This is a genomic window from Pseudonocardia sp. P1 (assembly GCF_000178675.2).
Classification (GTDB): Bacteria; Actinomycetota; Actinomycetes; order Mycobacteriales; family Pseudonocardiaceae; genus Pseudonocardia.
The window spans coordinates 2,291,515-2,316,108 of record NZ_ADUJ02000001.1; the positions used below are offsets into that span (position 1 = coordinate 2,291,515).

22 protein-coding genes and 1 tRNA gene are annotated in these 24,594 nt (G+C 74.3%); 12 read left to right on the plus strand and 11 right to left on the minus strand.

The window, feature by feature from the left end:
- Positions 1 to 64: 64 nt before the first annotated feature.
- The gene (locus PP1_RS10085) at positions 65 to 754 is read right to left on the minus strand and encodes a histidine phosphatase family protein (RefSeq protein WP_010227142.1); all 690 of its coding nucleotides are present in this window, start codon (positions 752 to 754) and stop codon (positions 65 to 67) included.
- Between the two features lie 52 nt (positions 755 to 806).
- Complete coding sequence (locus tag PP1_RS10090; RefSeq protein WP_010227141.1) at positions 807 to 1,628, minus strand: undecaprenyl-diphosphate phosphatase; 822 nt, start codon at positions 1,626 to 1,628, stop codon at positions 807 to 809.
- Between the two features lie 135 nt (positions 1,629 to 1,763).
- On the opposite strand from PP1_RS10090, the gene PP1_RS10095 reads away from it, so the two are divergent.
- The gene (locus PP1_RS10095; RefSeq protein ID WP_029239358.1) at positions 1,764 to 2,720 is read left to right on the plus strand and encodes an aldo/keto reductase; all 957 of its coding nucleotides are present in this window, start codon (positions 1,764 to 1,766) and stop codon (positions 2,718 to 2,720) included.
- A 141-nt stretch (positions 2,721 to 2,861) separates the two neighbouring features.
- Positions 2,862 to 3,140: a DUF5703 family protein gene (locus PP1_RS10100; RefSeq protein ID WP_010227137.1), complete on the plus strand. Its 279-nt coding sequence runs from the start codon at positions 2,862 to 2,864 to the stop codon at positions 3,138 to 3,140.
- Positions 3,141 to 3,143: 3 nt separating this feature from the next.
- On the opposite strand, the gene PP1_RS10105 is transcribed toward PP1_RS10100, so the two are convergent.
- Positions 3,144 to 3,524, minus strand: a complete 381-nt coding sequence (locus tag PP1_RS10105) for a VOC family protein (RefSeq protein WP_010227135.1) — start codon at positions 3,522 to 3,524, stop codon at positions 3,144 to 3,146.
- A gap of 63 nt (positions 3,525 to 3,587) precedes the next feature.
- Entirely contained in the window at positions 3,588 to 4,358 is a 771-nt protein-coding gene (locus PP1_RS10110; RefSeq protein ID WP_033199097.1) for an SDR family oxidoreductase, read from the minus strand.
- Positions 4,359 to 4,444: 86 nt separating this feature from the next.
- Here PP1_RS10110 and PP1_RS10115 point away from each other — a divergent pair, with 86 nt between their 5' ends.
- The gene (locus PP1_RS10115) at positions 4,445 to 5,248 is read left to right on the plus strand and encodes an alpha/beta fold hydrolase (protein ID WP_033199101.1); all 804 of its coding nucleotides are present in this window, start codon (positions 4,445 to 4,447) and stop codon (positions 5,246 to 5,248) included.
- A gap of 21 nt (positions 5,249 to 5,269) precedes the next feature.
- Here the strand turns inward: PP1_RS10115 and PP1_RS10120 are convergent, their stop codons facing one another.
- Positions 5,270 to 6,601 carry a M20/M25/M40 family metallo-hydrolase gene (locus PP1_RS10120; protein WP_010227125.1) on the minus strand — a complete coding sequence of 444 codons (1,332 nt, stop codon included), beginning with the start codon at positions 6,599 to 6,601 and terminating at the stop codon, positions 5,270 to 5,272.
- 121 nt (positions 6,602 to 6,722) lie between these two features.
- Here PP1_RS10120 and PP1_RS10125 point away from each other — a divergent pair.
- A tRNA-Leu gene (locus PP1_RS10125) sits at positions 6,723 to 6,807 on the plus strand.
- A 501-nt stretch (positions 6,808 to 7,308) separates the two neighbouring features.
- Here the strand turns inward: PP1_RS10125 and PP1_RS10130 are convergent.
- The gene (locus PP1_RS10130; RefSeq protein WP_010227124.1) at positions 7,309 to 7,719 is read right to left on the minus strand and encodes a hypothetical protein; all 411 of its coding nucleotides are present in this window, start codon (positions 7,717 to 7,719) and stop codon (positions 7,309 to 7,311) included.
- A 125-nt stretch (positions 7,720 to 7,844) separates the two neighbouring features.
- On the opposite strand from PP1_RS10130, the gene PP1_RS10135 reads away from it, so the two are divergent.
- On the plus strand, positions 7,845 to 9,344 hold the full coding sequence (locus PP1_RS10135) for a helix-turn-helix domain-containing protein (protein ID WP_010227122.1): 1,500 nt from the start codon (positions 7,845 to 7,847) through the stop codon (positions 9,342 to 9,344).
- A 160-nt stretch (positions 9,345 to 9,504) separates the two neighbouring features.
- Here the strand turns inward: PP1_RS10135 and PP1_RS10140 are convergent, their stop codons facing one another.
- Both PP1_RS10140 and PP1_RS10145 read right to left on the minus strand, forming a co-directional pair.
- Positions 9,505 to 10,389, minus strand: coding sequence for a phosphotransferase enzyme family protein (locus tag PP1_RS10140; protein WP_010227120.1), 885 nt, complete (start codon positions 10,387 to 10,389; stop codon positions 9,505 to 9,507).
- A 10-nt stretch (positions 10,390 to 10,399) separates the two neighbouring features.
- A complete protein-coding gene (locus PP1_RS10145; RefSeq protein WP_010227118.1) occupies positions 10,400 to 11,584 on the minus strand; it encodes a cytochrome P450 in 1,185 nt (394 codons plus the stop codon).
- Positions 11,585 to 11,776: 192 nt separating this feature from the next.
- Between PP1_RS10145 and PP1_RS10150 the strand changes: the two genes are divergently transcribed.
- Entirely contained in the window at positions 11,777 to 12,931 is a 1,155-nt protein-coding gene (locus tag PP1_RS10150; RefSeq protein ID WP_010227116.1) for a CaiB/BaiF CoA transferase family protein, read from the plus strand.
- 13 nt (positions 12,932 to 12,944) lie between these two features.
- Here the strand turns inward: PP1_RS10150 and PP1_RS10155 are convergent, their stop codons facing one another.
- Positions 12,945 to 13,598 carry a GntR family transcriptional regulator gene (locus tag PP1_RS10155; RefSeq protein WP_010227114.1) on the minus strand — a complete coding sequence of 218 codons (654 nt, stop codon included), beginning with the start codon at positions 13,596 to 13,598 and terminating at the stop codon, positions 12,945 to 12,947.
- 87 nt (positions 13,599 to 13,685) lie between these two features.
- Here PP1_RS10155 and PP1_RS10160 point away from each other — a divergent pair, with 87 nt between their 5' ends.
- A complete protein-coding gene (locus tag PP1_RS10160) occupies positions 13,686 to 15,050 on the plus strand; it encodes a GntP family permease (RefSeq protein ID WP_010227112.1) in 1,365 nt (454 codons plus the stop codon).
- Positions 15,051 to 15,119: 69 nt separating this feature from the next.
- Here the strand turns inward: PP1_RS10160 and PP1_RS10165 are convergent, their stop codons facing one another.
- Positions 15,120 to 16,307: an MFS transporter gene (locus tag PP1_RS10165; RefSeq protein ID WP_249265945.1), complete on the minus strand. Its 1,188-nt coding sequence runs from the start codon at positions 16,305 to 16,307 to the stop codon at positions 15,120 to 15,122.
- Between the two features lie 100 nt (positions 16,308 to 16,407).
- Between PP1_RS10165 and PP1_RS10170 the strand changes: the two genes are divergently transcribed.
- The 3 genes from PP1_RS10170 (at position 16,408) to PP1_RS10180 (ending at position 20,268) form a co-directional block, all read left to right on the plus strand.
- Positions 16,408 to 17,598, plus strand: a complete 1,191-nt coding sequence (locus PP1_RS10170; RefSeq protein ID WP_075314023.1) for an aminotransferase — start codon at positions 16,408 to 16,410, stop codon at positions 17,596 to 17,598.
- 61 nt (positions 17,599 to 17,659) lie between these two features.
- Positions 17,660 to 19,066, plus strand: coding sequence for an MFS transporter (locus tag PP1_RS10175; RefSeq protein ID WP_075314022.1), 1,407 nt, complete (start codon positions 17,660 to 17,662; stop codon positions 19,064 to 19,066).
- A gap of 68 nt (positions 19,067 to 19,134) precedes the next feature.
- Positions 19,135 to 20,268 (plus strand): sensor domain-containing diguanylate cyclase, encoded by a 1,134-nt coding sequence (locus tag PP1_RS10180; protein WP_010230228.1) that lies wholly within the window; start codon positions 19,135 to 19,137, stop codon positions 20,266 to 20,268.
- Positions 20,269 to 20,291: 23 nt separating this feature from the next.
- Here the strand turns inward: PP1_RS10180 and PP1_RS10185 are convergent, their stop codons facing one another.
- A complete protein-coding gene (locus PP1_RS10185; protein ID WP_010230230.1) occupies positions 20,292 to 21,941 on the minus strand; it encodes an FAD-dependent oxidoreductase in 1,650 nt (549 codons plus the stop codon).
- A 168-nt stretch (positions 21,942 to 22,109) separates the two neighbouring features.
- Between PP1_RS10185 and PP1_RS10190 the strand changes: the two genes are divergently transcribed.
- Positions 22,110 to 23,270 carry a DegT/DnrJ/EryC1/StrS family aminotransferase gene (locus tag PP1_RS10190; RefSeq protein ID WP_212592094.1) on the plus strand — a complete coding sequence of 387 codons (1,161 nt, stop codon included), beginning with the start codon at positions 22,110 to 22,112 and terminating at the stop codon, positions 23,268 to 23,270.
- Between the two features lie 43 nt (positions 23,271 to 23,313).
- Entirely contained in the window at positions 23,314 to 24,579 is a 1,266-nt protein-coding gene (locus PP1_RS10195; protein WP_010230234.1) for a kynureninase, read from the plus strand.
- Positions 24,580 to 24,594: the final 15 nt, after the last annotated feature.

Here is a 24,594-nt window from a genome sequence, read left to right on the forward strand (position 1 = left end):
GGGCATCCCCACCGTCGGCCGACAGCGCTGTCACCAGGAACGATGGGAGAAGGATCACCTTACCTCACGCGTTGGTCGCGCCTCCGACCACCGCGTCCGACGACGGCTTCTCCTCCGCCGGCCTGGGGATCAGGCTCGCCACGTCGCCGGACTGCTCGTTCATCCGCGCGACGAACGGGCGCAGCTGGGTGTAGGCGACGACGCTCACCGAGCAGGTGTCGACGACGATCCGCTGGAAGTTGTCGAGGTGGCAGGCGAGCGCGTCGGCCAGTACCGCTTTGATGACGTCGCCGTGGCTGCACGCGAGCACGATGGCGTCGTCGCCGTGCTCGGCGCGCACCCGCGCGACGTGCCTGCGGACGCCCGCGACCGCCCGGGCCTGCATGCCGGCGAGCGACTCGCCGTCCGGGAACACCGCCGCCGACGGGTGGGCCTGGACGACCTTCCACAGGTCCTCCGAGGTCAGCTCGGAGATCTTCCGGCCGGTCCACGAGCCGTAGTCGACCTCGGCCAGGTCGTCCTCGACGACGGGCTCCAGCCCGCGGGCGGCCGCCAGCGGCGCCACGGTCTCCCGGCAGCGGGTCAGCGGCGAGGTGACCACGGAGGCGATCGGCAGGTCGGCGAGCCGGTCGACGACCTTCGCGGCCTGCTCGCGGCCACGGTCGTCGAGCTCGACCCCGGGGGTGCGCCCGGCCAGCACCCCGGCGGTGTTCGCCGTGGAGCGCCCGTGCCGCAGCAGGATCAAGGTCGTCACGCGGGCGAGGCTACGTGACGTGCGCGGACCGGGGCGGGAGCCCCGGGCCCGCTCAGGTCGCGGAGACCGCCCCGATCGCCAGCGCCGCCAGCAGGGCGACACCCAGCGCGATCCGGTACGCCACGAAGACGTAGACGGTGTTGTTCTGCACGAACCGCAGCAGCCACGCGATGACCGCGTAGCCGACGACGAAGGCGATCACGACGGCGACGACCATCTGGGCCGCCGACGGTCCGTCGCCCGCGAACACGTCGGGCAGCGTGAACAGGCCCGCACCGAACACCGACGGGATCGCCAGCAGGAACGAGTACCGGACGACCGCCGGCCGGGTCAGGCCGAGCGCCAGGCCCGCGGTGATCGTGCCCCCGGACCGGGAGACCCCCGGGACCAGCGCCATGGCCTGGGCGAACCCGAGCACGATGCCGTCCCGCCAGGTGATCTTCTCGATCGGTTTGCGCTGCTTCCCGAACCGTTCGGCCAGGCCGAGCAGGATCCCGAAGACGACCAGCATCGTCGCGACCAGCCACAGGTTCCGTGCCACGGTCTCGACCTGGTCCTTGAGCAGCACGCCCAGGACGGCGATCGGGATCGAGCCGACGATCACCAGCCAGGCCAGCCGGTAGTCGTCGGTCTGGCGGACCTCGGCGTCGCGGAACCCGCGGAGCCAGGTGACGAACAGCCGCCACAGGTCCTTCGCGAAGTACACGATCACCGCGGCCTCGGTCCCCAGCTGGGTCACCGCGGTGAAGGCGGCCCCGGGATCGCTGTTGAAGAACACCTCGGACGTGATCCGGAGGTGCCCGGACGACGACACGGGCAGGAACTCGGTGAGTCCCTGGATGAGGCCGAGGACGATCACCTCGAGCCAGCTCATCGGCGCCCCCGGACGAGGGGCACCGGCTGCAGTGCGGCCTGATCGGTCACGGGCCGTCACCGTACGCGTGGAGACGGGGGTCACTACGCGCGCCCTCGACGGTGGCGGGGGTGAACCCGCCTAGGCTCGGGGACCGTGCTGAGCAGACCGGTGGGCGCCAGCGGCCTGGAGGTGTCCCGGGTCGGGCTGGGCACGATGACGTGGGGCGAGGACACCTCGCCCGCGGAGGCGGCGGAGCAGCTGCGGGTCTTCGTCGACGCCGGCGGCACCCTCGTCGAGACCGCCGACGACTACGGCGGCGGCGCGGCCCAGCAGGTGCTCGGCGGGCTGCTGCGCCGGACGGTCCCCCGGGACGACCTCGTGATCGCCGGGCGGGGCAGCACGGCCGGCACGGCGGGGCCGGGCGGGCGGGCGTCCCGGGCCACGCTGCTGCGCTCGCTGGACACGACCCTGCGCCGGCTCGGCGTCGACCATCTCGACCTGTGGCAGTTCCCCGGCTGGGACCCGCACGTCCCGCTGGACGAGATGCTGTCCGCGGTGCAGGTGGCGGTCTACTCGGGCCGGGTCCGCTACGCCGGGCTGGTCGCCCCGCAGGGCTGGCAGCTCGCCACGGTGGCCGGTGCCGCGGCGGGCGGGCCGGACCCGGCCGTGTGCCGGCCGGTGTCGACCCAGGTGGAGTACTCGCTGCTGGCGCGGGAGCCGGAGGCGGAGCTGCTGCCCGCGGCCCGGCACCACGGCCTGGGGATCCTCGCGTGGGCCCCGCTGGGCCGCGGGGTGCTGACCGGCAAGTACACCGACGGCACGCCCGCCGACTCGCGCGGCGCGAGCACGCTGCTGGCCTCCTACGTCGAGGCCCGCCGCACCGAGCACTCCGCGCGGATCGTGCAGTCGGTGCTGACCGCGGCCGACGGGCTCGGGACGTCCCCGCTCGTCGTCGCCCTGACCTGGGTGCGCGACCGGACCGGGGTGGCGAGCGCCGTCGTCGGTGCGCGGGACGCGGCGCAGCTGCTGGCCTCGCTCGCGGCGGAGGACGTGACCCTGCCCGCCGAGATCCGGACTGCACTCGACGACGTGAGCGACCCTGTCCGGTGACGTGACGCGGCCCGCAGGCCCCGGGGATGCGGGACGTTCGTGGTGGCCGGGGACCGAGCTGCATGCCTATCGTGGTCACGCCAGCACCACCCGCCGTTCACCCGGCGGGCGGCGCCGTGACAGCGCGACCGGGAGGCACGGATGGCGGAGAGCGGACCGGAGGAGTCGGCAGCCGAAGGGAATCGGTACGCCGGGACTCGGGACGGCGAGGGCTGGATCGACGACCGGTACGAGTACCGCCCCGTGCGGATCGACGGCGACGTCCCCCGGTTGACGGCCGCGGTCCGGCTCGCCATCCAGGCCGAGTTCTCCGGCTGGGAGCTCTCCCGGCTGCGCCTCTACCCGGGCGGGGTGCGCAAGGTGGTCCTCAGGCGGAGGATCAGCCACGCGCACGGGCTCCTGCCCGAGCCGACGTTCTGAGCCTCAGCCGCCGTACGGCACCGTGATGATCTCCAGCAGGTGCCCGGACGGGTCCTCGAAGTAGATCCCGCGCCCGCCGTCGTTCGTGTTGACCTCGCCCGGACGGGACCGGCCCGGGTCCGCCCAGTACTGCTGGCCGCGGTCCCGGATCCGGCCGAACGCGGCGTCGAACTCCGCGTCGGAGACCAGGAACGCATAGTGCTGGGAGACGACGTCGGCGCCCGGGCCGGCGTCGAGGTAGTCGAGGCTCACACCGTTCGCGGTCTCGACGACCTGGAACGGGCCGAACGGCTGCGGCTCCGGCAGCGCGAGTACCTCGGCCAGGTACGCGGCACCGGCCCGCTTGTCGTGCGAGTGGACGATGGTGTGGTTCAGCTGTGCCATGCCGGAGAGCCTGCGACCTGAACCTCGGTCGAGGTCAAGGGGCCGTTCCCCGGCGGGTCCCGCTCAGTGGTCCTGCCAGCCGATCTCCGGGGGCTTCCCCGCGCCCTTCGGACTCGGCACCCCGCGGAACCCGTACGGCGCAGGCTCCCGCCCCGGCTGCACGAACCAGCACTCCCCCGGCTCGCCCCGCTCGAGGATGTCCTCGATCCCGCCCGCGACGTCGTCCGCGGTCAGCATCGGGAACTCCCCGAACCGGTCGCGCACCCGCGCGATCAGCGGGGTGTCGGCGAAGCCGGGGCAGACCGCGTTCACCCTGATCCCCTCCGGCGCGAGCGTCGGCGCGGCGGACCGGACGTAGCCGACGACGGCGTGCTTCGTCGCCGTGTACAGCGCGTCGCCGGGCATCCCGACCAGCCCCGCCAGCGACGACGTCGCCACCACGTGCCCGCCGCCCGCCCGGCGCAGCGCCGGGACGGCCGCGGCCAGCCCGAACACGACGTGGTCGAGGTTGACCCCGAGGATGCGCCGGTAGTCGTCCAGGTCGAGGTCCTCGATGCCGGACTGGCCCGCGGTCACACCGGCGTTGAGGAGGACGACGTCGAGCCGGCCGAACCGGTCCTCCGCCGCGGCGACGGCGGCCGGCATCGCCCCGGGATCGGTGACGTCCGCGCCGATCGCCAGACCGTCCGACCGGCCGGCGACGGCCGCGGCCGCGTCGGCGTCCCGGTCCACCACGACGATCCGTGCCCCCGCCGCCACCAGCCGGTCCACCGCCGCCGCACCGATGCCCGACGCGCCGCCGGTGACCAGGGCGACCCTGCCCGAAAGATCCATGACGGCCACCCTGCCCCATGCGGACCACCCGCCGGAAGCGGCCCGGCCTCGTCGTCCGGGCGGGAGCGTCCTGCGATCGTGCGGGGATGGAGGACCACGCGATCGCGGACGACGGCACCACCCTGCACGTCGAGTGGACGGGCACCGGCCCCGTCGTGCTCCTGCTCCAGGGCGGGATCTCCGAGGCGTCCGCCACCACGCGGCTGGCCGCCGAGCTGGCGGACACCTTCACGGTGGTCTCCTACGACCGGCGCGGGCTGGGCAGGAGCCCGGCCCCGGTCCCCGGCGAGCCACCCCCGGACGCCCTCCACCGGCACGCGCTCGACGCGGCCGCCGTGCTCCGGCGGTTCACCGACCGGCCCGCGTCCGTCGTCGGGGCGAGCATCGGCGCGGTCGTCGCGCTGCAGCTCGCCGTCGAGGAGCCGGACCTCGTCGGCACGGCCGTCGTCCACGAGCCACCGCTGCCCGCCGTCGTCCACGACGCGGAGCGCGAGGCCGGGCTGGACCACGTCGCGGAGCTCGCCCGGACCGACCTCGTGGCCGCGATCGGCGCGATGGGCCGGCTCGTCGCCGACAGGAGCGATCCCGAGCCCGGCGCCGGGGCGCCCCGGCCGGCCGGCGATCTCCACGCCGGGCTGCGGTGGTTCTTCGCGCACGACTTCCCGGCGGTGCGCGCGAACCCGCTCGACGCCGCACGCCTCCGTTCCGTGCCCGTCACGCTCGTCCCGTCCGTGGGCGCGGACGTGCCCGGCGGCTGGGACCGACGCTGCGCGGAGGCACTCGCGGCCGCACTCGGACGGCCGGCGGTGCCGATGCCCGGCGGGCACGGCGCCCTCACGACCCGTCCGCGAGGGGCGGCCCGGCAGCTGCGCCGGATCCTGACACCGTGACCGCGGAGGCGGCGCTCCCCCTCAGACCGTTCTGAGGAAGCGGTCCAGCACCCGGGTGCCGAAGGTCAGCGCGTCCACCGGGACACGCTCGTCGATGCCGTGGAACAGCGACGCGAAGTCCAGCTCCGGGGGCAGCCGCAGCGGGGCGAAGCCGTAGCACTTCATCCCCAGCGTCGAGAACGCCTTCGCGTCGGTCCCGCCGGACAGCATGTACGGGACGATCTCCGCGGCCGGGTCCTCGGTGCGCAGCGCCGCCTGCATCGCGTCGGTCAGGGCGCCCTCGAACGGCGTCTCGACGGCGGGCAGGTCGGTGACCCACTCCCGCTCGACGTCCGGCCCGAGCAGCTCGTCGACCTCGCGCAGGAACTCCTCCTCGCGCCCCGGCAGCACCCGGCAGTCGACGACCGCCTCCGCCGTCGACGGGATGACGTTCGCCTTGTACCCGGCGTTCAGCATCGTCGGGTTCGCGGTGTCCCGGACGGTCGCCCCGATGATCCGCGCGATCGGGCCGAGCTTGGCCAGGGCACCCTCGAGGTCGTCCTCCGGGTACTCGACGCCGGTCAGCTCGGTCATCCGGTCCAGGAACGCCTGCACGGTGTCGGTGATCGTCAGCGGGAACGTGTGGTTCCCGAGCCGGGCCACGGCCTCCGACAGGATGGTGACGGCGTTGTCGTCGTGCAGGAACGAGCCGTGCCCCGGCTTGCCCTTGGCCCGCAGCCGCATCCAGGCGATGCCCTTCTCCGCGGACTCGATCAGGTAGGCGCGCTGGTCCTCGCCCAGGGTCAGCGAGAACCCGCCGACCTCGCCGACGGCCTCGGTGCACCCGGCGAACAGGTCCGGCCGGTGCTCCACCAGCCACTGCGCGCCCCACTTGCCGCCGGCCTCCTCGTCGGCGACGAACGCCCACACGATGTCCCGCGGCGGGACCACGCCCTCACGCTTGAAGCGGCGCGCGACCGCCAGCATCATCGCGTCCATGTCCTTCATGTCGACGGCGCCGCGGCCCCAGACGTAGCCGTCCTGCACCGCCCCGGAGAACGGGTGCACCGACCACTCGCTCGCGTCCGCCGGGACGACGTCGAGGTGCCCGTGCATCAGCAGCGCACCCCGCGAGCGGTCCGCGCCCTCCAGACGGGCGATCACGTTCATCCGCTTCGGCATGCCGGACTCGACCAGCTCGACGTCGTAGCCGACCTCGCGCAGCTTCTCCGCGACGTAGTCGGCGGCCTCGGCCTCACCGGCCAGGGTCTCGGGATCCGCGGTGTTCGTCGTGTCGATCCGGATCAGCTCGGAACACAGCTGGACGACCTCCGCCTCGGCACTGCTGGGGCTCTCGTCCGGTGAAGCGGTCATGGGCGCCTTCCTACCACCGCGCACCGGGGCCGACCTGCCGAGACCCGGGGTGGACACCCGGGCGCAGACCGCCCCGGGGGCTCGGCTATGCTTCTCCCCGACGCGATCGAGAGATCGTGGCGTCCGAGTGGCGGAATGGCAGACGCGCTAGCTTGAGGTGCTAGTCCCCGTATTAGGGGGTGGGGGTTCAAGTCCCCCCTCGGACACACTCATACACCCCCGGGGTCGGGTCGGATGGTGACATCCTCCGCTCTCACCCCGGGGTCGTGCCTCATCTCCAGCCGACGCTCGTCGTGCAGCTTCCGCTTCTCGTCCACGTTCGCGCTGGTCGAACGCCCGTCCCGGCGACGTGATCGACCCGGACGGCGACGCCCGTCCGCCGGTGGCGCCATGGTCGTGAGCGCGAGCGATCCAGCCGGCGACGACCTGGACCGTGGCCCAGCCGTTCTCGGCGACGAGCCCGACGGCGAACCGGTCGTAGGTGCTCATCCGCACCCCGGCCGACTGCAGGGCACCGGTCAGCCAGTGCGCACTGCACCAGCGGATCTCGGAGCCCGGCCGTCGGGCCCCGGAGTGCGGCGGGGCCTCGGCCAGCAGCGACTGCAGGTCGACCGGTTCGTCCGTGAACGCACCGAGCGGGACGGCGTCGCGAGCGTAGGGCGGACACGGCCGGCCCGACGCCGACTCGCGGCCGTTGCTCGTCGCGATCACCGGTCGCCCCGCGTGCGGAGCTGCCGGACGATCCGGGAGGACCAGCACCGGTTCCGGCGCGGCGCTCTCAGGGCCTCGTTCGCCTGCAGCCGACACCGGGCCTCGGTCCGGCAGGGCTCGCACCACAACGGCCCGATCGGTGTCAGCAGCGACGCCGCGCGGACCGAGCGCCCGCACAGGACCGAGAAGTACTCGCGGCGGTCGGCCAGTTCAGCGCCGTGGACGTCGGCGTCGGTGCGGTGACAGACGTCGTCGGCGGCAGCGACGAGGGGGATGGAGACGGGCCACGGCTCCGGAAAGGTCTCGCCACCGTCCGGATGCGGTCCGCGGACCGCGGCGTTCGCGGACCGCGGCGAGCAGGGTGGATTCCGTTGCGCGACAGTTGGATCGACGACTGTGGTGGTCATGTCCCCATGACACTCGGAAAGCGGAGAGCGCGAGAGCACATGCGGTCCCCGGAGTGGGCCCGGCCCGGGGACGTCGTGGGGACATTCCGGCCCGCAGCCGAGCAGGGTCGACTAGATTTTCCCGGGTGACGCCGGTCCGGGAGCGGACGCCGAACTCCGCGCTCGTCGAGCTGCGCGAGAACGCAGGCATGTCTCAGCACGATCTGGCCGAGGAACTGAACGACCTGGCGCGCAACAAGTTCGGGCGACCGGTGGAACTGACGAAGAAGACGGTCGGCCGGTGGGAGCGGGGCGAGGTCGCCTGGCCCCAGCCGTTCTACCGGCGGTTGCTGGCCGAGCACTTCCGCGTGGCCGCCGACGAACTCGGCTTCCTGCGGCCCCGGCCCGGCACCGCACAACTGCAGACCCGCTCGACGCTGACCGACACCGACGACCTGCTCCGCCTCACCGACGAGCCGGCCGCCCCGGATCCGCGAGTCGTCGCCGAACAGGACCGGTGGCGCCAGGTCCGGCAGGCGCTCGGCCTGCGGCGACGCGCACTCGCCGTCGCAGCCGAATCGCTGTACCCGGACCACCGGCTACCCGGCTGCACCGGGACAGGAGTGATCGCCGATCCCTCGTGGATCCCGGCCGCGCCGATCCCGTTGGAGCACATCGTCCTGGACCTGCTCGACGACGCACCGCGGATGATCTCCGGAATCGAGCCGGACAGCGCGGCCGTGCGTCCGCTGCGTGACACGTCCCGCCGCTACAGGCGCTACAGCCACGCGATCCGGGATCTCGCGCGGCCGTCGCTGTTCGAGAACCGGCTCACGTTCCGGCTGCTCGACGTCGACTGGTCACTACCCGACCAGCAGCTCTCGTTCGGCACGATGGGGTTCTTCGACGGACTCGACGTGAACGAGGCCCTGGCCCACGAGACCGCCCAGGAGTTCCTGGCCCGCAATGCTTCCGGAGGTCTGGAGATCGGCCGTCCGTCGTGGCGGCGGCTGGCGTTCCGCAAGCTCGTCGCCGATCCCTTCGACCTCAGGCGCCGTCCGATGATGGGCGCCATCGGCACCCTGACGGTTCGGGGTGGCGACAGCCCGAGCGTCGTCCTCCACGCCCGCGACGGTCTTCACGTCGCCGGGGGTGGCAGCATGATCCACCTGTTGCCTGCCGGGATCTTCCAGCCCAGCAGCGTGCTGCCGGAGTCCGTCGCCACCGACTTCTCCGTGTGGCGCAACATGCAACGCGAGTTCGCGGAGGAAGTACTCGGTCACGACGAGTACGACGGCACGGGCGCACCCGTCGACTACGACCGGTCACCCTTCGCCGATCTGGACGCAGCCGTCACCGATGGACGACTCCGTGCCTACTGTCTCGGCGTCACCCTCGACGCCCTCACCCTGGCCGGCGACATCCTCACCGTGGTCGTCCTCGACCCGGACCTCCACGATCGTCTGTTCGCCGACTCGGTCGACCGCAACACCGAGGGCACGATCCCGGCACGACGCATCCCGTTCGAGCGCAACACGATCGACCGGTTGTCCGACGCGCAGCGGCTGTCGCCGGGGGCAGCGGCAGCGCTGCACCTGGCCTGGCAGCATCGGGACACCCTGCTCGGTGGCGGACGTACCGCGTGACTCGGCGATCCCGGCTGGCCGGATCCGGATCCGACTTCGTCGGACCGTCCGAGGCGTCCTGGGCACTGGAACGTCGGTGCGTCCGCGGGTGTCGACGCGAGCGCCCGTCCACGCGAGATCGATGCTGCCCTGTGCCAGTGAGCCGAGGTTTCACCGGTCGTCAGAACGGGCGCCAGCCACGCCGGCTCGCACCGGTCCGGAGCGCCGTGATGCGCTTCTCCACCTCCGCAGCGGTGGTCGCGGACTCGCCGGCCCTGCGTCCGAGCCAGGTGGTCATCGCGATCTCCCGCATGTCCGCGAGCTCCGTGTACCCCTCCCAGCCGGTCAGGTCGTAGCCGTAGACCCGGACGAACTCCCGGTACTCGTCGGCCGTGTGCCAGCCGAGCCGATCGGAGAACAGCGCGGTCTGGACCAGGTCCCACTCGCGCGGCCCGACAGCGACACCGTCCAGGTCGATCAGCACCGGGCCACCGTCGTCACCCCGGAGGACGTTGCCGACGTTCGCGTCGCCGTGGACGACACCCGGCGGGAGCACGAACGGGAGCTCCGGGAACGTCACCCGCGCCCAGCGGATCCGCTCGTCCAGGAAGCCGCGGTTCGCCGGTGACAGATGCCGCAGGTCGGGGAGCTCGTCGCCCACCGCCCCGAAGGGACGCAGCGGCGGGAAGGCGATGTCGTGCGGCGGTTCGAGTGCGTGCAGCTCCCGAATCAACCGGGCGACGTCACCGATCGGCGCGTAGACCTCGCCCCGGCACACGGAGCGCCAGAGCGTGACGGCCCGTCCGGCGCCGTCGATCGGCTGCTCGACGGGCAGCGGGCGCGCCACCGGGTAGCCGACACGCTCCAGCCACCGCGCGACGCGGATCTGACGCTCGGCGTCGTCCCACGCCCGCCGGTCGGGCGCCACACGTCCGATGACCTCCCCGTCGAGCCGGAACACCGCATTCGACCCGATACGGATCGTCTCCACCGATCCGACACGGATCCCCACCCGCCTGCACGCGGCGACGAGCGACGAGCGCGCGTCGGCCCCGGTGAGGGACACGTCCCGCCCGTCAGGAGACCGTGACCACGAGGCTCTCCAGCCCCCGCAACCCGTTGTTGACCATCGGGCGCGACTCGACGATCTCGAACCGGTGCACCCGGTCGGCCAGCCGGTCCAGGAGAGCCGTCATCTCCAGCCGCGCCAGGTGCATGCCCACGCAGACGTGCTCACCCCGGCCGAAGGCCAGGTGGTCCGACGGCCGCCGCGTGATGTCGAACCGCGTCGGATCGGGGTAGTGCCGGTCGTCGCGGTTCGCCGACCCGTAGAGCAGGGCGACGCGCGACCCCGCCGGGAGCAGGGTCCCACCGACCTCGTGGTCCTCGGTGAGGACGCGGGAGAACTGCGGCACCGGCGTCTCCAGGCGCAGCGACTCGTTGATCGCGTGCGGGATGAGCGAGCGGTCCGCGCGCAGCAGGTCCCACTGGTCGGGGTGCTCGGCGAACAGCCGGACGGTGTTCGAGATGGCCAGGATCGTCGTGTCCAGGCTCGGCGTGACGTAGTCGAGCATCATCACCGGGCACTTGTCGTGCGGCATCTCCCCGCGGTCGGCGGCCTCGTAGAGGTGCGCCGCCCAGCCGTCCGGGCGGAGCCGGCCCGGCACCGCCTCCTCGACGGCGAACGCCATGAACTCGTCGACCGACGGCTGCGACGCGGTGAACCGCTCGTTGGCGGGCCCCTGGACGTTCCAGATGGCGGCCGCCCACTCCAGCATCTTCTCCCGCCCCCGGTCCGGGAGCCCGACCAGCTCGGACACGACGGCCATCGGGAGGTGCTCGGCGAGCTCGGTGGCGGCGTCGAACCGGCCGCGGTCGACCAGCTCGGTGACGATCGTCGCGGCCTCGGCCTCGATGCGCGGGGCGATCTCGCGCATCCGGTCCTGGCGCAGCGGGCGTCCGAGGACCGAGCGCATCATCGTGTGGTCCGGCGGGTCGCTGCACAGCGTGATGCCTTCGAGCTGCGCGTTGACCTGCGGGTCGACGAACACTCCCCGGGCCGACGAGAACGTCCGCCAGTCCATGAGGGCCGCGCGGACCTCGTCGTAGCGCGGCAGCGCGTAGAGGCCGTCCCGGGTCAGCCGGACCACGGGCCCGAGCTCCCGGAGCTCCTCGTAGATCGGGTAGGGGTCGATCCGCGCCGGTTCGGAGAACAGGTCGACGTCACTGGCAGGGACGGTGGGCGCTGCGGGAACGGTCACGGCTCTCCCGGGTGGTGGGGCGTCGTCCGTTCGATGTCTACCAGCTCCGGGCACCGCTACCCCCGGTCCGACGACGACCGGCCCGGCCGGGCGGCGACGGCACCCGCGGGGCGGTCCCGTCGTCGTTGTTGATTTATAAATTATTCGGTACGGTCCCGCCGACCACCCCGTCCGACGTCCGGAGGCACCGCCGTGACCCCGCTCCCTCTCGACGGCGTCACCGTCGTCGCCCTCGAGCAGGCCATCGCCATCCCGTTCGCCACCCGCCAGCTCGCCGACCTCGGCGCCCGGGTGATCAAGATCGAACGTCCCGGCACGGGTGACTTCGCCCGCCAGTACGACACCACCGTCCTGGGCCAGTCCAGCCACTTCGTCTGGGTGAACCGGGGCAAGGAGTCGGTCGAGCTCGACGTCAAGGACCCCGACGGGCTGGCCGCGCTGCGGTCGCTGCTGGACGAGGCCGACGTCTTCGCGTCCAACCTGGCCCCCGGCGCGGTGGGCCGGCTCGGGCTGGACGGCGCGACGCTGTCGGAGACCCACCCCCGGCTCGTCGTCTGCGAGCTGTCCGGCTACGGCGAGGACGGGCCCTACGGCGGCAAGAAGGCCTACGACCTGCTGGTCCAGTGCGAGGCCGGGCTGCCGTCCGTGACGGGGACGCCGGACGAGCAGGTGAAGGCCGGGATCCCGGTCGCCGACATCGCCGGGGGCATGTACGCGTTCTCCGGGATCCTGTCCGCCCTCTACGAGCGCGAGCGCACCGGCCGCGGCCAGGTCCTCGAGGTGACGCTGTTCGAGGCGCTCGCCGAGTGGATGGGCTACGCCGCCTACTTCTCCCGGTTCACCGGCTCGGCGCCGCCCCGGTCCGGGCTCCACCACGCCGCGATCGCGCCGTACGGCCCGTTCGCGACGGCCGACGGCGCCGTCTACCTGTCCGTGCAGAACGACCGGGAGTGGCGGCGGTTCTGCGAGGTCGTACTGGGCGAGCCGGAGCTGGCCGACCGCGCCGACCTGGTCACCAACGACGTCCGGTACCGGAACCGGGGCGCCGTGCAGGAGCTCGTCGAGCAGCGGTTCGCGACCCTCACGGCCGCCGAGGCCGTCGACCGGCTGGACCGCGCGCAGATCGCCAACTCCCAGCTGCGCGACGTCGGCGAGCTGTTCGACCACCCGCAGCTGGCGGCCCGGGACCGGATCCGGGAGGTCGGCACCCGGGGCGGTCCCGTCCCTGCGCTGCTGCCCCCGATCACGGTGCGCGGGCGCGAGCCGCGGATGGCGCCGGTCCCCGCGCTGGGCGAGCACACCGACGCGGTGCGCGCCGAGCTGTCCGCCCGCACCGGTGGTTCCTGAGACCCGCCGGCGGTCAGTCGCGGTCCAGCCAGTCGGCCGCGCTCGCCGCGGCGTCGGCGATGTGCCGGTGCAGGATCTCCCGCGCGGCCGCCGGGTCCCGGCGGGCCAGCGCGTCGACGAGCTCGCGGTGTTCCCGCGCGGACGTCTCGTAGCGGTTCTCGAGGACGACGGCCTGGAACGGCAATGCGTTCCACAATCGCGCGACGAATTCCTCCAGCATCGGCGACCGGGCCGCCCGGTACACGCGACGGTGGAATTCCGCATTGCGCGCGCCGACCGTCGAGATGTCCGCGTTCGCCCGGGTCGCCTCGTCGACCGCGCCGAGGGCCGCCTCGATCTCGCGGACGTCGGTGTCGGTCACCAGCCCGGCGGCCCGCTCGGCCGCCATCGGTTCGAGTGCGAGACGCAGCCGGTAGATCTCGGCGACGCGTTCCGCGCTGTGCCGGGCGATCACGGTGCCGCGGTTCGGCACCTGCTCGACCAGCCCGTGCTCGGCGAGCCGGCGCAGCGCCTCGCGGACCGGCGTCAGGCTCATCTCCAACTGCTCGGCGAGCCCGTTGAGGGTCACCCGCTCGCCGGGCGCCAACCGGCCGGACCGGATCGCCTCGCGCAGCACCGTGTAGGCGACCTCCGCCTTCGTGGGTGTGTGCGCCGGCCCCAGATTCACGTCCGGCATCGTACGTGACCATTGTCCGGCCACCCGGACACGATTCCCATTTCCCGACCCGACGAACCCCACTGCACAGGAGCAAGGATGATCGTGGTCCACACGACGATCGCGATTCTCGCGGTCGTCCTTCTCATCATGGCGCTGAAAGTGGACCCGATCATCTCGCTGATCACCGGGTCGCTCTATCTCGGCCTGGCGTCCGGCCTGGGCTTCGAGGCCACGCTCGGGGCGATCGTCGACGGCTTCGGCTCGATCATGGCCGAGGTCGGGCTGCTGATCGGCTTCGGCGTCCTGATCGGGTCCCTGCTGTTCGCGATGCGGGCGCTCCAGCGGCTGGTCGGGCTGCTGCTGGACGGGCTCGGCGCACGCCGCCTGCCGTACGCGATGGCCGCGGTGATGACCGCCCTGTTCCCGTCGATCTACGTGGACGTCCAGCTGGTGCTCGCCGCCCCGCTGGCCCGGCAGGCAGCGCCCCGGCTGGGCCCGCGCGGGCTGGGCATCATGGCCGGCGCGCTCACCACCGGGATCCTGGTCGGGTACGTCTTCGTCGTCCCCGGGCTGGGGACGATCTCGATCGCCGGGTTGCTCGGCGTCCCGCTCGCCCAGATGCTCGGCTACGGCCTGCTGATCGGCGTCGCCACCGCGGTGCTCACGGTGTTCCTCTACCGGCGACTCGTCGCGGCGGGCTTCTGGAACCCCGAGCGCGACGAGGTCGATCCCCCCGAGCTCGCCCGGACCGGGCAGGACACCGGCACCGGCACCGAGGCTGCACCCGCGCCGGGTTCCGGCCGCATCCCGTCGCTGCCGGTCTCGCTGCTCCCGGTGCTGGTCCCGCTGCTGCTGATCGCGTTCGGGGCCGTCGCCGAGGCCGCCGGGTTCTCGACGCCCTTCATCGCGTTCCTCGGCGACCCGGCGCTGGCCCTGTTCGTCGGCCTGGTGGGTGCCTACGCGCTGGCCAAGGCGACGATCGGTGGCGCGGCCACGGACTCCGCGATGGGCCGGGGGCTCGCCACCACCGGCCAGATCCTGCTCATCACCGGCGTCGGCGGCTCGCTGGGCGCGGTCATCGGCGAGACCGACCTCGACGGCGTCCTCGCCGGCCTCTTCTCCGCCGACGCCGCCTCCCCGGTGGTGGTCAGCATCCTGGTCGCCTGGCTGATCGCCGCCGTGCTGCACCTCGCCATCGGGTCGATCTCGGTCGCCGCGATCACCGCGGCCGGGATCATCGGCCCGATCCTCGCCCAGCTCGACGTCCAGCCGCTGATCATCGGGCTCGCGATCGGCGCGGGCTCGCTGTTCGCGCTGCACGTCAACAGCAACTTCTTCTGGATGTTCCAGGCGCTGCTCGGCGTGACGACCCGCGGGGCGCTCAAGGCGCTCACCTTCGTCACGGCACTGGCGTCGGTCGTGGCGCTGCCCCTGATCGTCGTCCTGGGGCTCGTCGTGTGAGCCCGCGGCCCGCGCCGTCCGGCGCACCGGGTTCCGCGGATCCCCGGACCGGGCGCTGCCGGTGCGAGCTCAGCGGGACGACGGCGGCCGGGTCCCGAGTGCCAGCAGTGCGCCGAGCGTCGTCGCCCCCGCGAGGACCACGAACAGCGCCGGGTACCCGCCGAGCGGCCCGGCCAGCGCCGCGCCCGCCCACGGCGAGATCGCGACGGCGGCCGTCGCCGGGGCGGACAGCAGGCCGTTGAGCCGGCCGTAGTACCGCGACGGCCACCGGTCGGACACCGCCGTGGCCTGCAGCAGCGTCGTGATCCCGCGGGCGGCGCCGGTCAGGACGGCCGCGGCGACCAGCAGCCACGCCGGTCCGGGCAGCAGCCCGAGCAGCGCCGTCGTGGCACCGAGCCCGGCGAGCACGACGACCGCGCGGGTCCGCGCCCCGAGCCGCCCGACCGTCCGCGCGTAGAACGCCCGGCCCGCGACCTGGCCGAGACCGCCGAGGCCGAGCGCCCAGGCCGCCGTCTGCACGTCCAGGCCGCGCTCGATGAGCAGCGGCACCTGGTTCACCGCGACCGCGAAGCTGCAGAACACGCCGAGGCACACCGCGGCGACCGTCAGCAGGAACGCCGGGCTGCGGGTGATCGCGCCCGGCCGGGCGCCGCGCGGCGGTTCCGGCGCCTCCGGCCACGGCCCGCGCAGCCCGAACAGGTGCGCGGGGACCGTCACCACCCCGAGGACGACGGCGAGCACCAGGTAGGTCCCGCGCCACCCGAACGGCTCCAGCAGCGCCGCCGTGAGCGGCGCGAACACCGTGCTCGCCAGCCCGCCGGCCAGGGTGACCCAGGTCAGCGCCCGCACCCGGTCGGTGCCCCACCAGCGGGTCAGCGCCGCGAACGCCGGCGGGTAGAGCGTCGCGGACTGGGCGAGCCCGGCGAGCAGCCACGCGGCCAGGAACCACGGCCACGACCCCGCACAGGCGATCGCGACGACGGCAGGCACCGCGAGCAGCGACCCGGCGGTCATCGGCCACCGCGGGCCCCACCGGTCCAGCACCCGTCCGACGCCGATCCCGGCCAGCGCCGACACCACCAGCCCGGCGGAGAACGCGCCGGTCACGGCGGAGTGCGACCAGCCCGTGTCGTCCGAGATCGCCGGGGCCAGCACCGGCAGCGCGTAGTAGAGGACGCCCCAGCTGGTGAGCTCGGTCAGGCACAGCACGGCCAGCACGCGGCGGCGCGGCACCGGGTCGTGCACCGGACGTCTCACCTCGCAACCGTTCGCCCGGAGGACCGTAGCGGCGCGCCACCTAGACTGCCCGTCGGACAGCCGACGATCGTCTGAAGAACCGGAAGGACGGCGCGCAGCGGTGCGACTCGACCCCACCACGGCAGCGGGCAGCGACTCCCCCATCGGCGCGGCGCTCGCGCTGGCCGGCGAACGCGACCCCGCCCGCGACGCCGAGCACCCGCTGCTCGACCTCTCCCAGGCCGCACCGGCCTACCCACCGGCGCCGGAGGTCGTCGAGCAGGTCGTCGCGACCGCCCAGGACCCGGCGACCCTCGGCTACGCGCCCGTCCCGGGGCTGCCGCCGCTGCGGCGGGCGATCGCCGACGAGCTCTCCCGCGACTACGCGGGCACCGTCACCCCGGACGACGTGACCGTCACCGCGGGCTGCAACCAGGCGTTCGCCGTCGTCGCCGACGCGCTCGCCGGCCCCGGCGACGAGATGATCATGCCGCTGCCGTACTACTTCAACCACCAGATGTGGCTGACGATGCGCGGCGTGCGCCCGGTGTACCTGGAGCCGGACGAGCAACTCGTCCCCCGCGCCGCCGACGCCGAGGCCCTGATCACCCCGCGCACCCGGGCGATCGTGCTGGTCACGCCCGGGAACCCGAGCGGGGTCACCGTGCCGCCGTCGGAGATCGTGGCGTTCGCCGGGCTGGCCCGCCGGCACGGCATCGCGCTGGTCGTCGACGAGACCTACCGCTCGTTCCGCGACGCCGCGGACGAGCCGGCGCACCCGCTGTTCGCCGGCCCGGACTGGCGCGACACCGTCGTCAGCCTGCACTCCTACTCCAAGGACCTGGCCATCCCCGGCTACCGCGCCGGGTCGGTGGTCGCCGGGGCGGACCTCACCCGCCAGGTGCTCAAGCTGCTCGACTGCGTCGCGATCTGCGCGCCGCGGGTCGGGCAGGAGGCGGCGCTCGCCGGGCTCACCCGGGCCGGGACCTGGCGGGCCGAGCGGGTCGCCGAGGTCGCGCGCCGCCGGGCCTGGCTGGGCGCGGCGCTGGCGGACCGGCCGGGCGGCTTCGAGGTCGTCGCGCTCGGCGCGTTCTTCGCGTGGGTGCGGCACCCGTTCGAGGGCACACCGACGCTCGACGTCGTCCGTGAGCTGGTGCTCGGCCACGACACCCTGACCATCCCCGGCACGGCGTTCCTGCCCGACGACCGCCGGATGCTGCGGCTGAGCGTCGGCAAGGTCGACGAGGCGGCAGCGGCGACGCTCGCGACCCGGCTGGCGGCGGCCGGCAGCCGGGCCGGCGCAGCCTCCTGACCGGCCCGGAGCGACGGGGCGGGCCAGGAATCCGGGCGGGGCGGCACGCGTTGAGGCCCGCGTGACCGACACCGGACTGCGCACCGGCACCGCCGCGGGCCGGTGGGTGATCCTCGCCTGCGTCCTCGGCTCGGGCATGGCGATGCTCGACAACACCGTCGTCACGATCGCGCTGCCGCGCATCGGTGAGGAGCTCGGTGCGGGTTTCGCCGGTCTGCAGTGGACGGTCAACGGCTACACCCTCACCCTGGCCGGGCTCATCCTGCTGGGCGGCTCGCTGGGTGACCGGTTCGGGCGGCGCCGGGTGTTCGTGACGGGGGCCGTGTGGTTCGCGGTCGCGTCCCTGCTGTGCGCGCTCGCCCCGACCGTGGAGCTGCTCGCGGTCGCGCGGGCGCTGCAGGGCGTCGGCGGGGCGCTGCTCACGCCGGGCAGCCTGGCGCTGATCTCCGCGTCGTTCCACGGCGCCGACCGCGCCGCGGCGATCGGCGCCTGGTCCGGCCTCGGCGGGGTCGCGGGGGCGCTCGGCCCGTTCGTCGGCGGGACGCTGGTCGAGTGGTCCTGGCGGGCGGTGTTCCTGATCAACCTGCCGCTCGCGGCGGTCGTCGTCGCGGTCGCGCTGCGGCACGTGCCGGAGTCGCGCGACCCGGAGGCGCCGCACCGTCCGGACCTCCCGGGCAGTGTGCTCGCCGTGGCCGGGCTGGCGCTGCTGACCTGGGCCGGGACCGCGGCCGGGACCGGTGGGACGCCCGGCCCGGCGGTGTGGGCCGCGGGCGCGGCCGGCGTGGTCGCGCTGGTGGCCTTCGCGCTGGCGGAGCGGCGCAGCCCGTCCCCGCTCGTGCCGCCGGACCTGTTCACCGGCAGCGCGGGCCGCCGGTTCACCGGCGCCAACCTCGTGACCGTCGCCGTCTACGCGGCGCTGTCGCTGCTGTTCGTGCTGATCGCGGTCCAGCTGCAGGTGGTGGCCGGGTTCTCGCCGCTGCTGGCGGGCACCGCGACGCTGCCCGTCACCGTCCTCATGCTGCTGCTGTCACCGCGCGCCGGGCGGCTCGCCACCCGGACCGGACCGGCCCCGCTGGTGACGACCGGGCTGCTGCTGGCCGCCGCGGGTGCGTTCCTCGCCGGGCGGCTGGACGCGGGCGCGAGCTGGCTCCTCGACGTCCTCCCCGCGACCGCGCTGGTGGGGCTGGGGCTCTCCGCCGCCGTCGCCCCGCTCACGACCGCCGTGCTCGACGCCGCCTCCGACCGGCACGCCGGCGTCGCCTCCGGGGTGAACAACGCGATCGCACGGGCGGCCGGGCTGCTGGCCGTCGCCGTCGTGCCCGCGGTGGCGGGCATCCGGGGCGACGGACCGGCGGACGCGGCGTCGTTCGGCCCGGGGTTCGAGGTCGCGATGACGATCGCGTCGGCACTCCTCGTGGTCGGAGCCGTACTCGCCGCTGCACTGTTGCGGCGTTCCGACGCGACATAGGTCACCTCGGCAGGACACGGGCTGCGCCGGTCACTACAAAGGCGTTACTGCAAACGTGTGAGGTGTGAGTGCGCGGAGCCGGTCCCGAGCCCGTCACCGTCGCCGACGACGCGGGTCGACCCTCACGCACGGTCACCACTCCGCTGCTCGCCGCAGTCTCCCGCGCCGTCGAGGACTTCGCGCTCGCCCCGTCCCGGGACCGTCCCACGGCCGTCGTCGGGCTCGTGCAGCGCGCCGGCTACCTGGAACCGCACCTGGGGACGTGGGCCCGGATCGCCGAGCGGTGCGGCGACGGCGCGGTCGTCGCCGTCGCCGGGGAGCCGCCCGAGGGCCTCCCGCCGGGGCTCGGCTGCGTCCCGCTCGCCGACGGCGAACCGGCGGCCCGGGAGTGGAGCGTCACGGTGCTCACCCCGCGGTCCGGGGCCACCGTCGTCGCGCACGACCTGGAGGCCGTCGACGGGTCGGCCCGGTCGCTGGAGCGCGGGCGGCTGTTCACCGCCCGCTGGTCGTTCCGGCACTCCGACGCGCACGACGAGCTCCTGCGGCTGCGCCGGGAGCTCGGGCCGCGGCTCGGACCCCGCCGGACCGGCGCGCTCGACGAGGTACTGTCGCGCGTCGTCCCGATCCCCGGCACGGCCACCGACCACCGCTACGACGCCGCGGCGGACCGGCTCGCGCGCAGCCTGTCGGACGAGCGCCGGCGGGCCGACCTGGCCGAGAACCGGCTCGACGCGCACGAGCCGGGCGCCGAGCGGGATCCGCGCAGCGGCCTGCCCACCCGGGCGTTCCTGGACCGGTGGATGCACGGCTCGGCGCCCGGGACGCTGCCGCTCGGGCTGGTGCTGCTGCGGGTGCACGGCCTGGGCACGGTGAACCGCCTGCACGGGTTCCGGGCCGAGTCCTCGGTGCTCCAGGGCGTCGCCCGGCTGCTCGGCGGGCACACCGGCGCCACCGGGCGGCCGGTCCGGGTCGGCCGCGAGGAGTTCCTGCTCGTGCTGCCCGGGCTCGACGTCCGGACGCTCGCCGGTACCGCCCGGCGGCTCTGCGAGAGCGTCGCCGGCCTGTCCTCGGCGTTCCCGTTCGTGCCGACGCCGTCCCACGCGGTGATCACCCGGACCCGGGACCGGCCGCTTCCGCTCGACGCCCTGTGGGCGGCGCTCGACGGCGCGGCGGGCACCGGCGTCACCCTGCTGCGGGGCTGACGGCGGTGCACCGAACGGGCCGCTCAGGACTCCAGCGCGATGCCCTCCGCCGACCGGCAGGCCAGCGCGACCAGCGCCAGCGTCGGACCGACCGCCCCGGCCGACGGGAACACCGCGCTGGACGCGATGTGCACGTTGGGGGTGCCGTGCACGCGGCAGTCCGGGTCGACGACACCGGTGCGCGGCGAGTCCGACATCCGCAGCAGGCCCATCTGGTGCGTGCCGTCGGTCATGTCCATCGAGTGCACCTGCTCGACGTCGGACAGGTCGACGTGCGCCAGGCCGGTCCGCTCGAGCTCCTTGCCGATGAGCGTCAGCGAGGTCGCGATCGCGTCCCGGTCGGCGGCGGAGACCCGGTAGTCGACGCGCAGCCGGTGCTGCCCCAGTGCGTCCCGCTCGCGGTCCAGGGTGACCCGGTTGGCCGGGTCCGGGGTCTGCTCGGCGTCGAACCGCAGCCGGCAGTGCCCGGTGTCCAGCGGCATGAACGACGGGACCCGCCGCTCACCGGTGATCCGCGGCCGCACCCACCCGCGGGCGAAGCGGGCCACCCGCAGGGGGTCGGCCGCGACGTTGCGCACGTGCCTGCCGATGCCGGTGGTGCGGGCGTACTGGGCGTGCGTGCCCGCCGCCTTGAACCCGGTGCGGATCCGCCCCATCCCCCAGTACGTCAGGGCGAACGTGGACAGCAGCGCGTCGCCGTGGGCGGGGTCCTTCGGGTCGGCGAACCACAGCGCCGCCTTCAGGTTGCCCAGCCGGTGGTCGGCCTGCGCCCGGGGCGTCAGCGAGAGCATCCGGCGGGCGTAGACGCCGTCGTCGGTCGGGAGGTAGCCGAGACCGAGCGACCGGCCGGCCTTCGTCAGCCGCAGCCGGCCGACCTCGCCGACCGGGTGCGTCATGTAGTGCCTGCCGACCTGGCCGTACTCGTCGCCGATGCCGGTGCCCATGCCGGTACCGCCGTAGCCGTCGGACGCGAGCAGGATCCGGGTGGACTCCAGGCCGCCGGCGGCGACGACGAAGTGCCGTGCCCGCACCCGCACCTCCAGCCCGGGACGCGGGACGACGACGGCCTCGGTCGCGGCCCCCGACACCGGGTCGCGCTCGAGCCGGGTGACGGTGGCGTGCAGGAACAGCCGGATCCGCCCGGCCCTCGCCATCGCCTCGACCCGCGGCGCGAACGACGTCGGCGGGCTCCAGCGCCACAGGTCGTCCCAGCGCAGGACGTCCGACGACACCCCGGACGGGGTGAGCGGGAAGCCGGACGAGGCGGCGGAGTACTCGCAGGCACCGGCGTCGAGGTGCCGCTGCGCGACCGCGTACCAGCCCTGCAGCTCGTCGTGGGCGATCGGCCAGCCGGAGCCGGGCAGCCAGTCGCGCTCGGCGAAGTCGACGTCGTCGAGCGGGGCGCAGCGCCCGCCCCAGACGATCGAGGTCCCGCCCAGCCGCTTCTGCCGGACGGCGTCGACCGGGTCGTGCGCGCCGCGGCCGGTGACGCCGCGGTAGGTGTCACGGGCGGTGCGTCCCAGGCCGGGGCCGCCGCCCTCCAGGACGACGACGCGCAGGCCGCGGTCGGCGAGCTCCGCGGCGACCGCGGCACCCGCCGGGCCGCTGCCGATCACGCAGACCTCGGCCTCGAACCAGGAACCGGGGAGCGCTCGTCGGGTGTCGATGAGCATTGCGGCGCGGATCCTTCCGGTCGTGTCCCCCGGGGGCAGGGGACAGACGTGCTCGGTACCGTCTGTCCGGTTCCGCAGGGTTGTGCGGAACCCGAATCGGGTGTGTTTCGTTGCGTTCGACCGATTCTCGCCGGAAGAGCTCCGGTGAAGCGGTCCAGGAGGACAATTATGGGACTCGCCGCCGCGGCGACGACCGCAAGGGGTATGGCCGCCACCGTCCGCGTGCTCGGACGGGGTGAGCTGGGCCGGTTCACCGGCGGCGACCGGTCCGAGGTGGCCCGCTTCGAGCGCGAGCTCGCGGCCCACGTCGGCACCGGGCACGCGCTGGCCGTGAACAGCGGGACCAGCGCGCTCGTCGCCGCGCTCGTCGGTGCCGGGATCGGGCCGGGCGACGAGGTGCTCGTGCCCGCCTACACCTGGGTGTCGACGGCCGCGGCGGCGCTCGCCGTCGGCGCCGTCCCGGTGCTCGTGGAGATCGACGGGTCGCTGACGATGGACCCGGCCGACCTCAAGGACCGGATCACGACGCGCAGCCGCGCCGTGGTGCCGGTGCACATGGGCAACCAGGTCGCCGACATGGACGCGATCATGGAGGTGGCCTCCGCGCACGACCTCGTCGTGATCGAGGACGCGTGCCAGGCGATCGGCGTGTCCTACCGCGGCCGGAAGGTGGGCTCGATCGGGCACGCCGGCTGCTTCAGCTTCAACCAGCACAAGAACATCCGCGCCGGTGAGGGCGGGGCGCTGGTGACGAACGACGCCGCGCTGTTCGAGCGGGCGTCGATGTACCACGACGTCGGCAGCTACGAGCGGCCCGGCTGGGCCGGGAACGACGCCGACCTGATCGTCGGGGTCAACCTGCGGATGCCGGAGCTGTCCGCGGCGGTGCTGCGCCCGCAGCTCGCCGGGCTCGACCGGCAGATCGCCCGGCGCCGCCGGCACCGCACGATCGTCCTCGACGCGCTGGCGTCGCGGAAGGACCTGGAGCCGGTCCCGCACCACGACCCGCTCGCCGCCGCCGGGCTGGCCGTGCGGTTCGACGGGGCGGCCGACCCCGTCCGGTCGGCCACCGCCTTCGCCGGGAACCGCGGCGTGCACCGGCTGATCGACACCGGCCGCCACGTCTACACGAACTGGCGTTCGCTGCAGGCCCGCAACCCGGTGCACCCGGCGCTGGACCAGTACGCGGCGGTCGACGCGCACATCGACCACGGTCCGACGGCCTGCCCCCGCACCCTGGAGATCCTCGCCCGCACCTGCGCGGTCGACCTGGCGCCGGAGCTGCCGACCCCGGCGTTCCGGCTGCTCGCCGGGCGGATCGCCGGCTGATCCCGGGCGGCGGGAGCGTGCGGGCACCGGCAGACTGCGCCGGGTGACCGGCCCGCTCGATCCCGCTCCCCACGACGACGCCGACCCGCTCGCCCGCTTCCGGGACCGGTTCGCCCCGGCCCCCGGCGTCGTCGCCTACCTCGACGGCAACTCGCTCGGCCGCCCGCCGGCGGCGACGGCCGAGCGGCTCGCCCGCTTCGTCCGCGAGGACTGGGGCACCCGGCTGATCCGCGGCTGGCACGAGGGCTGGTGGACCCGGCCGGAGGACCTGGGCGACCGGCTCGGCGCGCTGGCGCTCGGGGCCGCACCGGGACAGACCGTCGTCGCCGACTCGACGACGGTGCTGCTCTACAAGCTGGCCCGGGCCGCCGTCGCGCTCCGGCCGGGCCGCGACGAGATCGTCACCGACGCCGGGGACTTCCCCACCGACCGCGACCTGCTCGCCGGGATCGCCGCCGAGCGCGGCCTGCGGCTGCGCCGGATCGACACGGACCCGGCCGGCGGGATCACGCCGGAGGAGGTCTCCGCGGCCGTGTCGGAGCGGACGACACTGGTCAGCCTCAGCCACGTCGCGTACCGCTCCGGCCGGATCGCCGACGCCGCCGCGATCACCCGGATCGCGCACGACGCGGGCGCACTCGTCCTGTGGGACCTGTCGCACTCGGCCGGGTCGGTGCCGGTCGAGCTGGACGCCTGGGGCGCCGACCTCGCGGCGGGCTGCGGCTACAAGTACCTGAACGGTGGGCCCGGCGCCCCCGCGTTCGGCTACGCCCGCGCCGGGCTGCTGCCCGGCATCGAGAACCCGGTCCGCGGCTGGGTCGGCCGGGCCGAGCCGTTCGCCATGGACGCGGAGTTCGCGCCGGATCCCGGGATCCGGCGGCTGCTGTCCGGCACCCCGCCGGTGCTCGCCACGGTGCCGCTGCAGGTCTCGCTGGAGATGCTCGCCGAGGCCGGGACCGGTGCGGTCCGCGAGAAGTCGCTGCGGCTCACCTCGTACGTGCTGGACCTCGCCGACGCCTGGCTGGAGCCGCTCGGCGTCACCGTCGCCTCGCCGCGCGACCCGCGGCACCGCGGCGGGCACGTCATGCTCACCCGGCCCGGGTTCGCCGGCCTGCTCGCACCGCTGCACGCGGCCGGGGTGATCCCCGACTTCCGGGAGCCGGACGGGCTGCGGATCGGCCCGGCGCCGCTGTCGACGTCGTTCGCCGAGGTGCACGCCGGGATGGCGGTGCTCCGGGACATGATCGCCCGGGAGCCGGGATCGGCGCCCGGGTCTGTCCGGACAGCTCCGGTCGATCACCGAACGTGATCCCATCTCGCGGAC

Coding starts and splice junctions, on each gene's coding strand:
- PP1_RS10090 (WP_010227141.1), bottom strand. CDS start 1,628: ATGAGCTGGCTCGAGGTGATCGTCCTCGGCCTCATCCAGGGACTCACC.
- PP1_RS10100 (WP_010227137.1), top strand. CDS start 2,862: ATGGCGGAGAGCGGACCGGAGGAGTCGGCAGCCGAAGGGAATCGGTAC.
- PP1_RS10105 (WP_010227135.1), bottom strand. CDS start 3,524: ATGGCACAGCTGAACCACACCATCGTCCACTCGCACGACAAGCGGGCC.
- PP1_RS10110 (WP_033199097.1), bottom strand. CDS start 4,358: ATGGATCTTTCGGGCAGGGTCGCCCTGGTCACCGGCGGCGCGTCGGGC.
- PP1_RS10115 (WP_033199101.1), top strand. CDS start 4,445: ATGGAGGACCACGCGATCGCGGACGACGGCACCACCCTGCACGTCGAG.
- PP1_RS10120 (WP_010227125.1), bottom strand. CDS start 6,601: ATGACCGCTTCACCGGACGAGAGCCCCAGCAGTGCCGAGGCGGAGGTC.
- PP1_RS10130 (WP_010227124.1), bottom strand. CDS start 7,719: ATGACCACCACAGTCGTCGATCCAACTGTCGCGCAACGGAATCCACCC.
- PP1_RS10160 (WP_010227112.1), top strand. CDS start 13,686: ATGATCGTGGTCCACACGACGATCGCGATTCTCGCGGTCGTCCTTCTC.
- PP1_RS10185 (WP_010230230.1), bottom strand. CDS start 21,941: ATGCTCATCGACACCCGACGAGCGCTCCCCGGTTCCTGGTTCGAGGCC.
- PP1_RS10190 (WP_212592094.1), top strand. CDS start 22,110: ATGGGACTCGCCGCCGCGGCGACGACCGCAAGGGGTATGGCCGCCACC.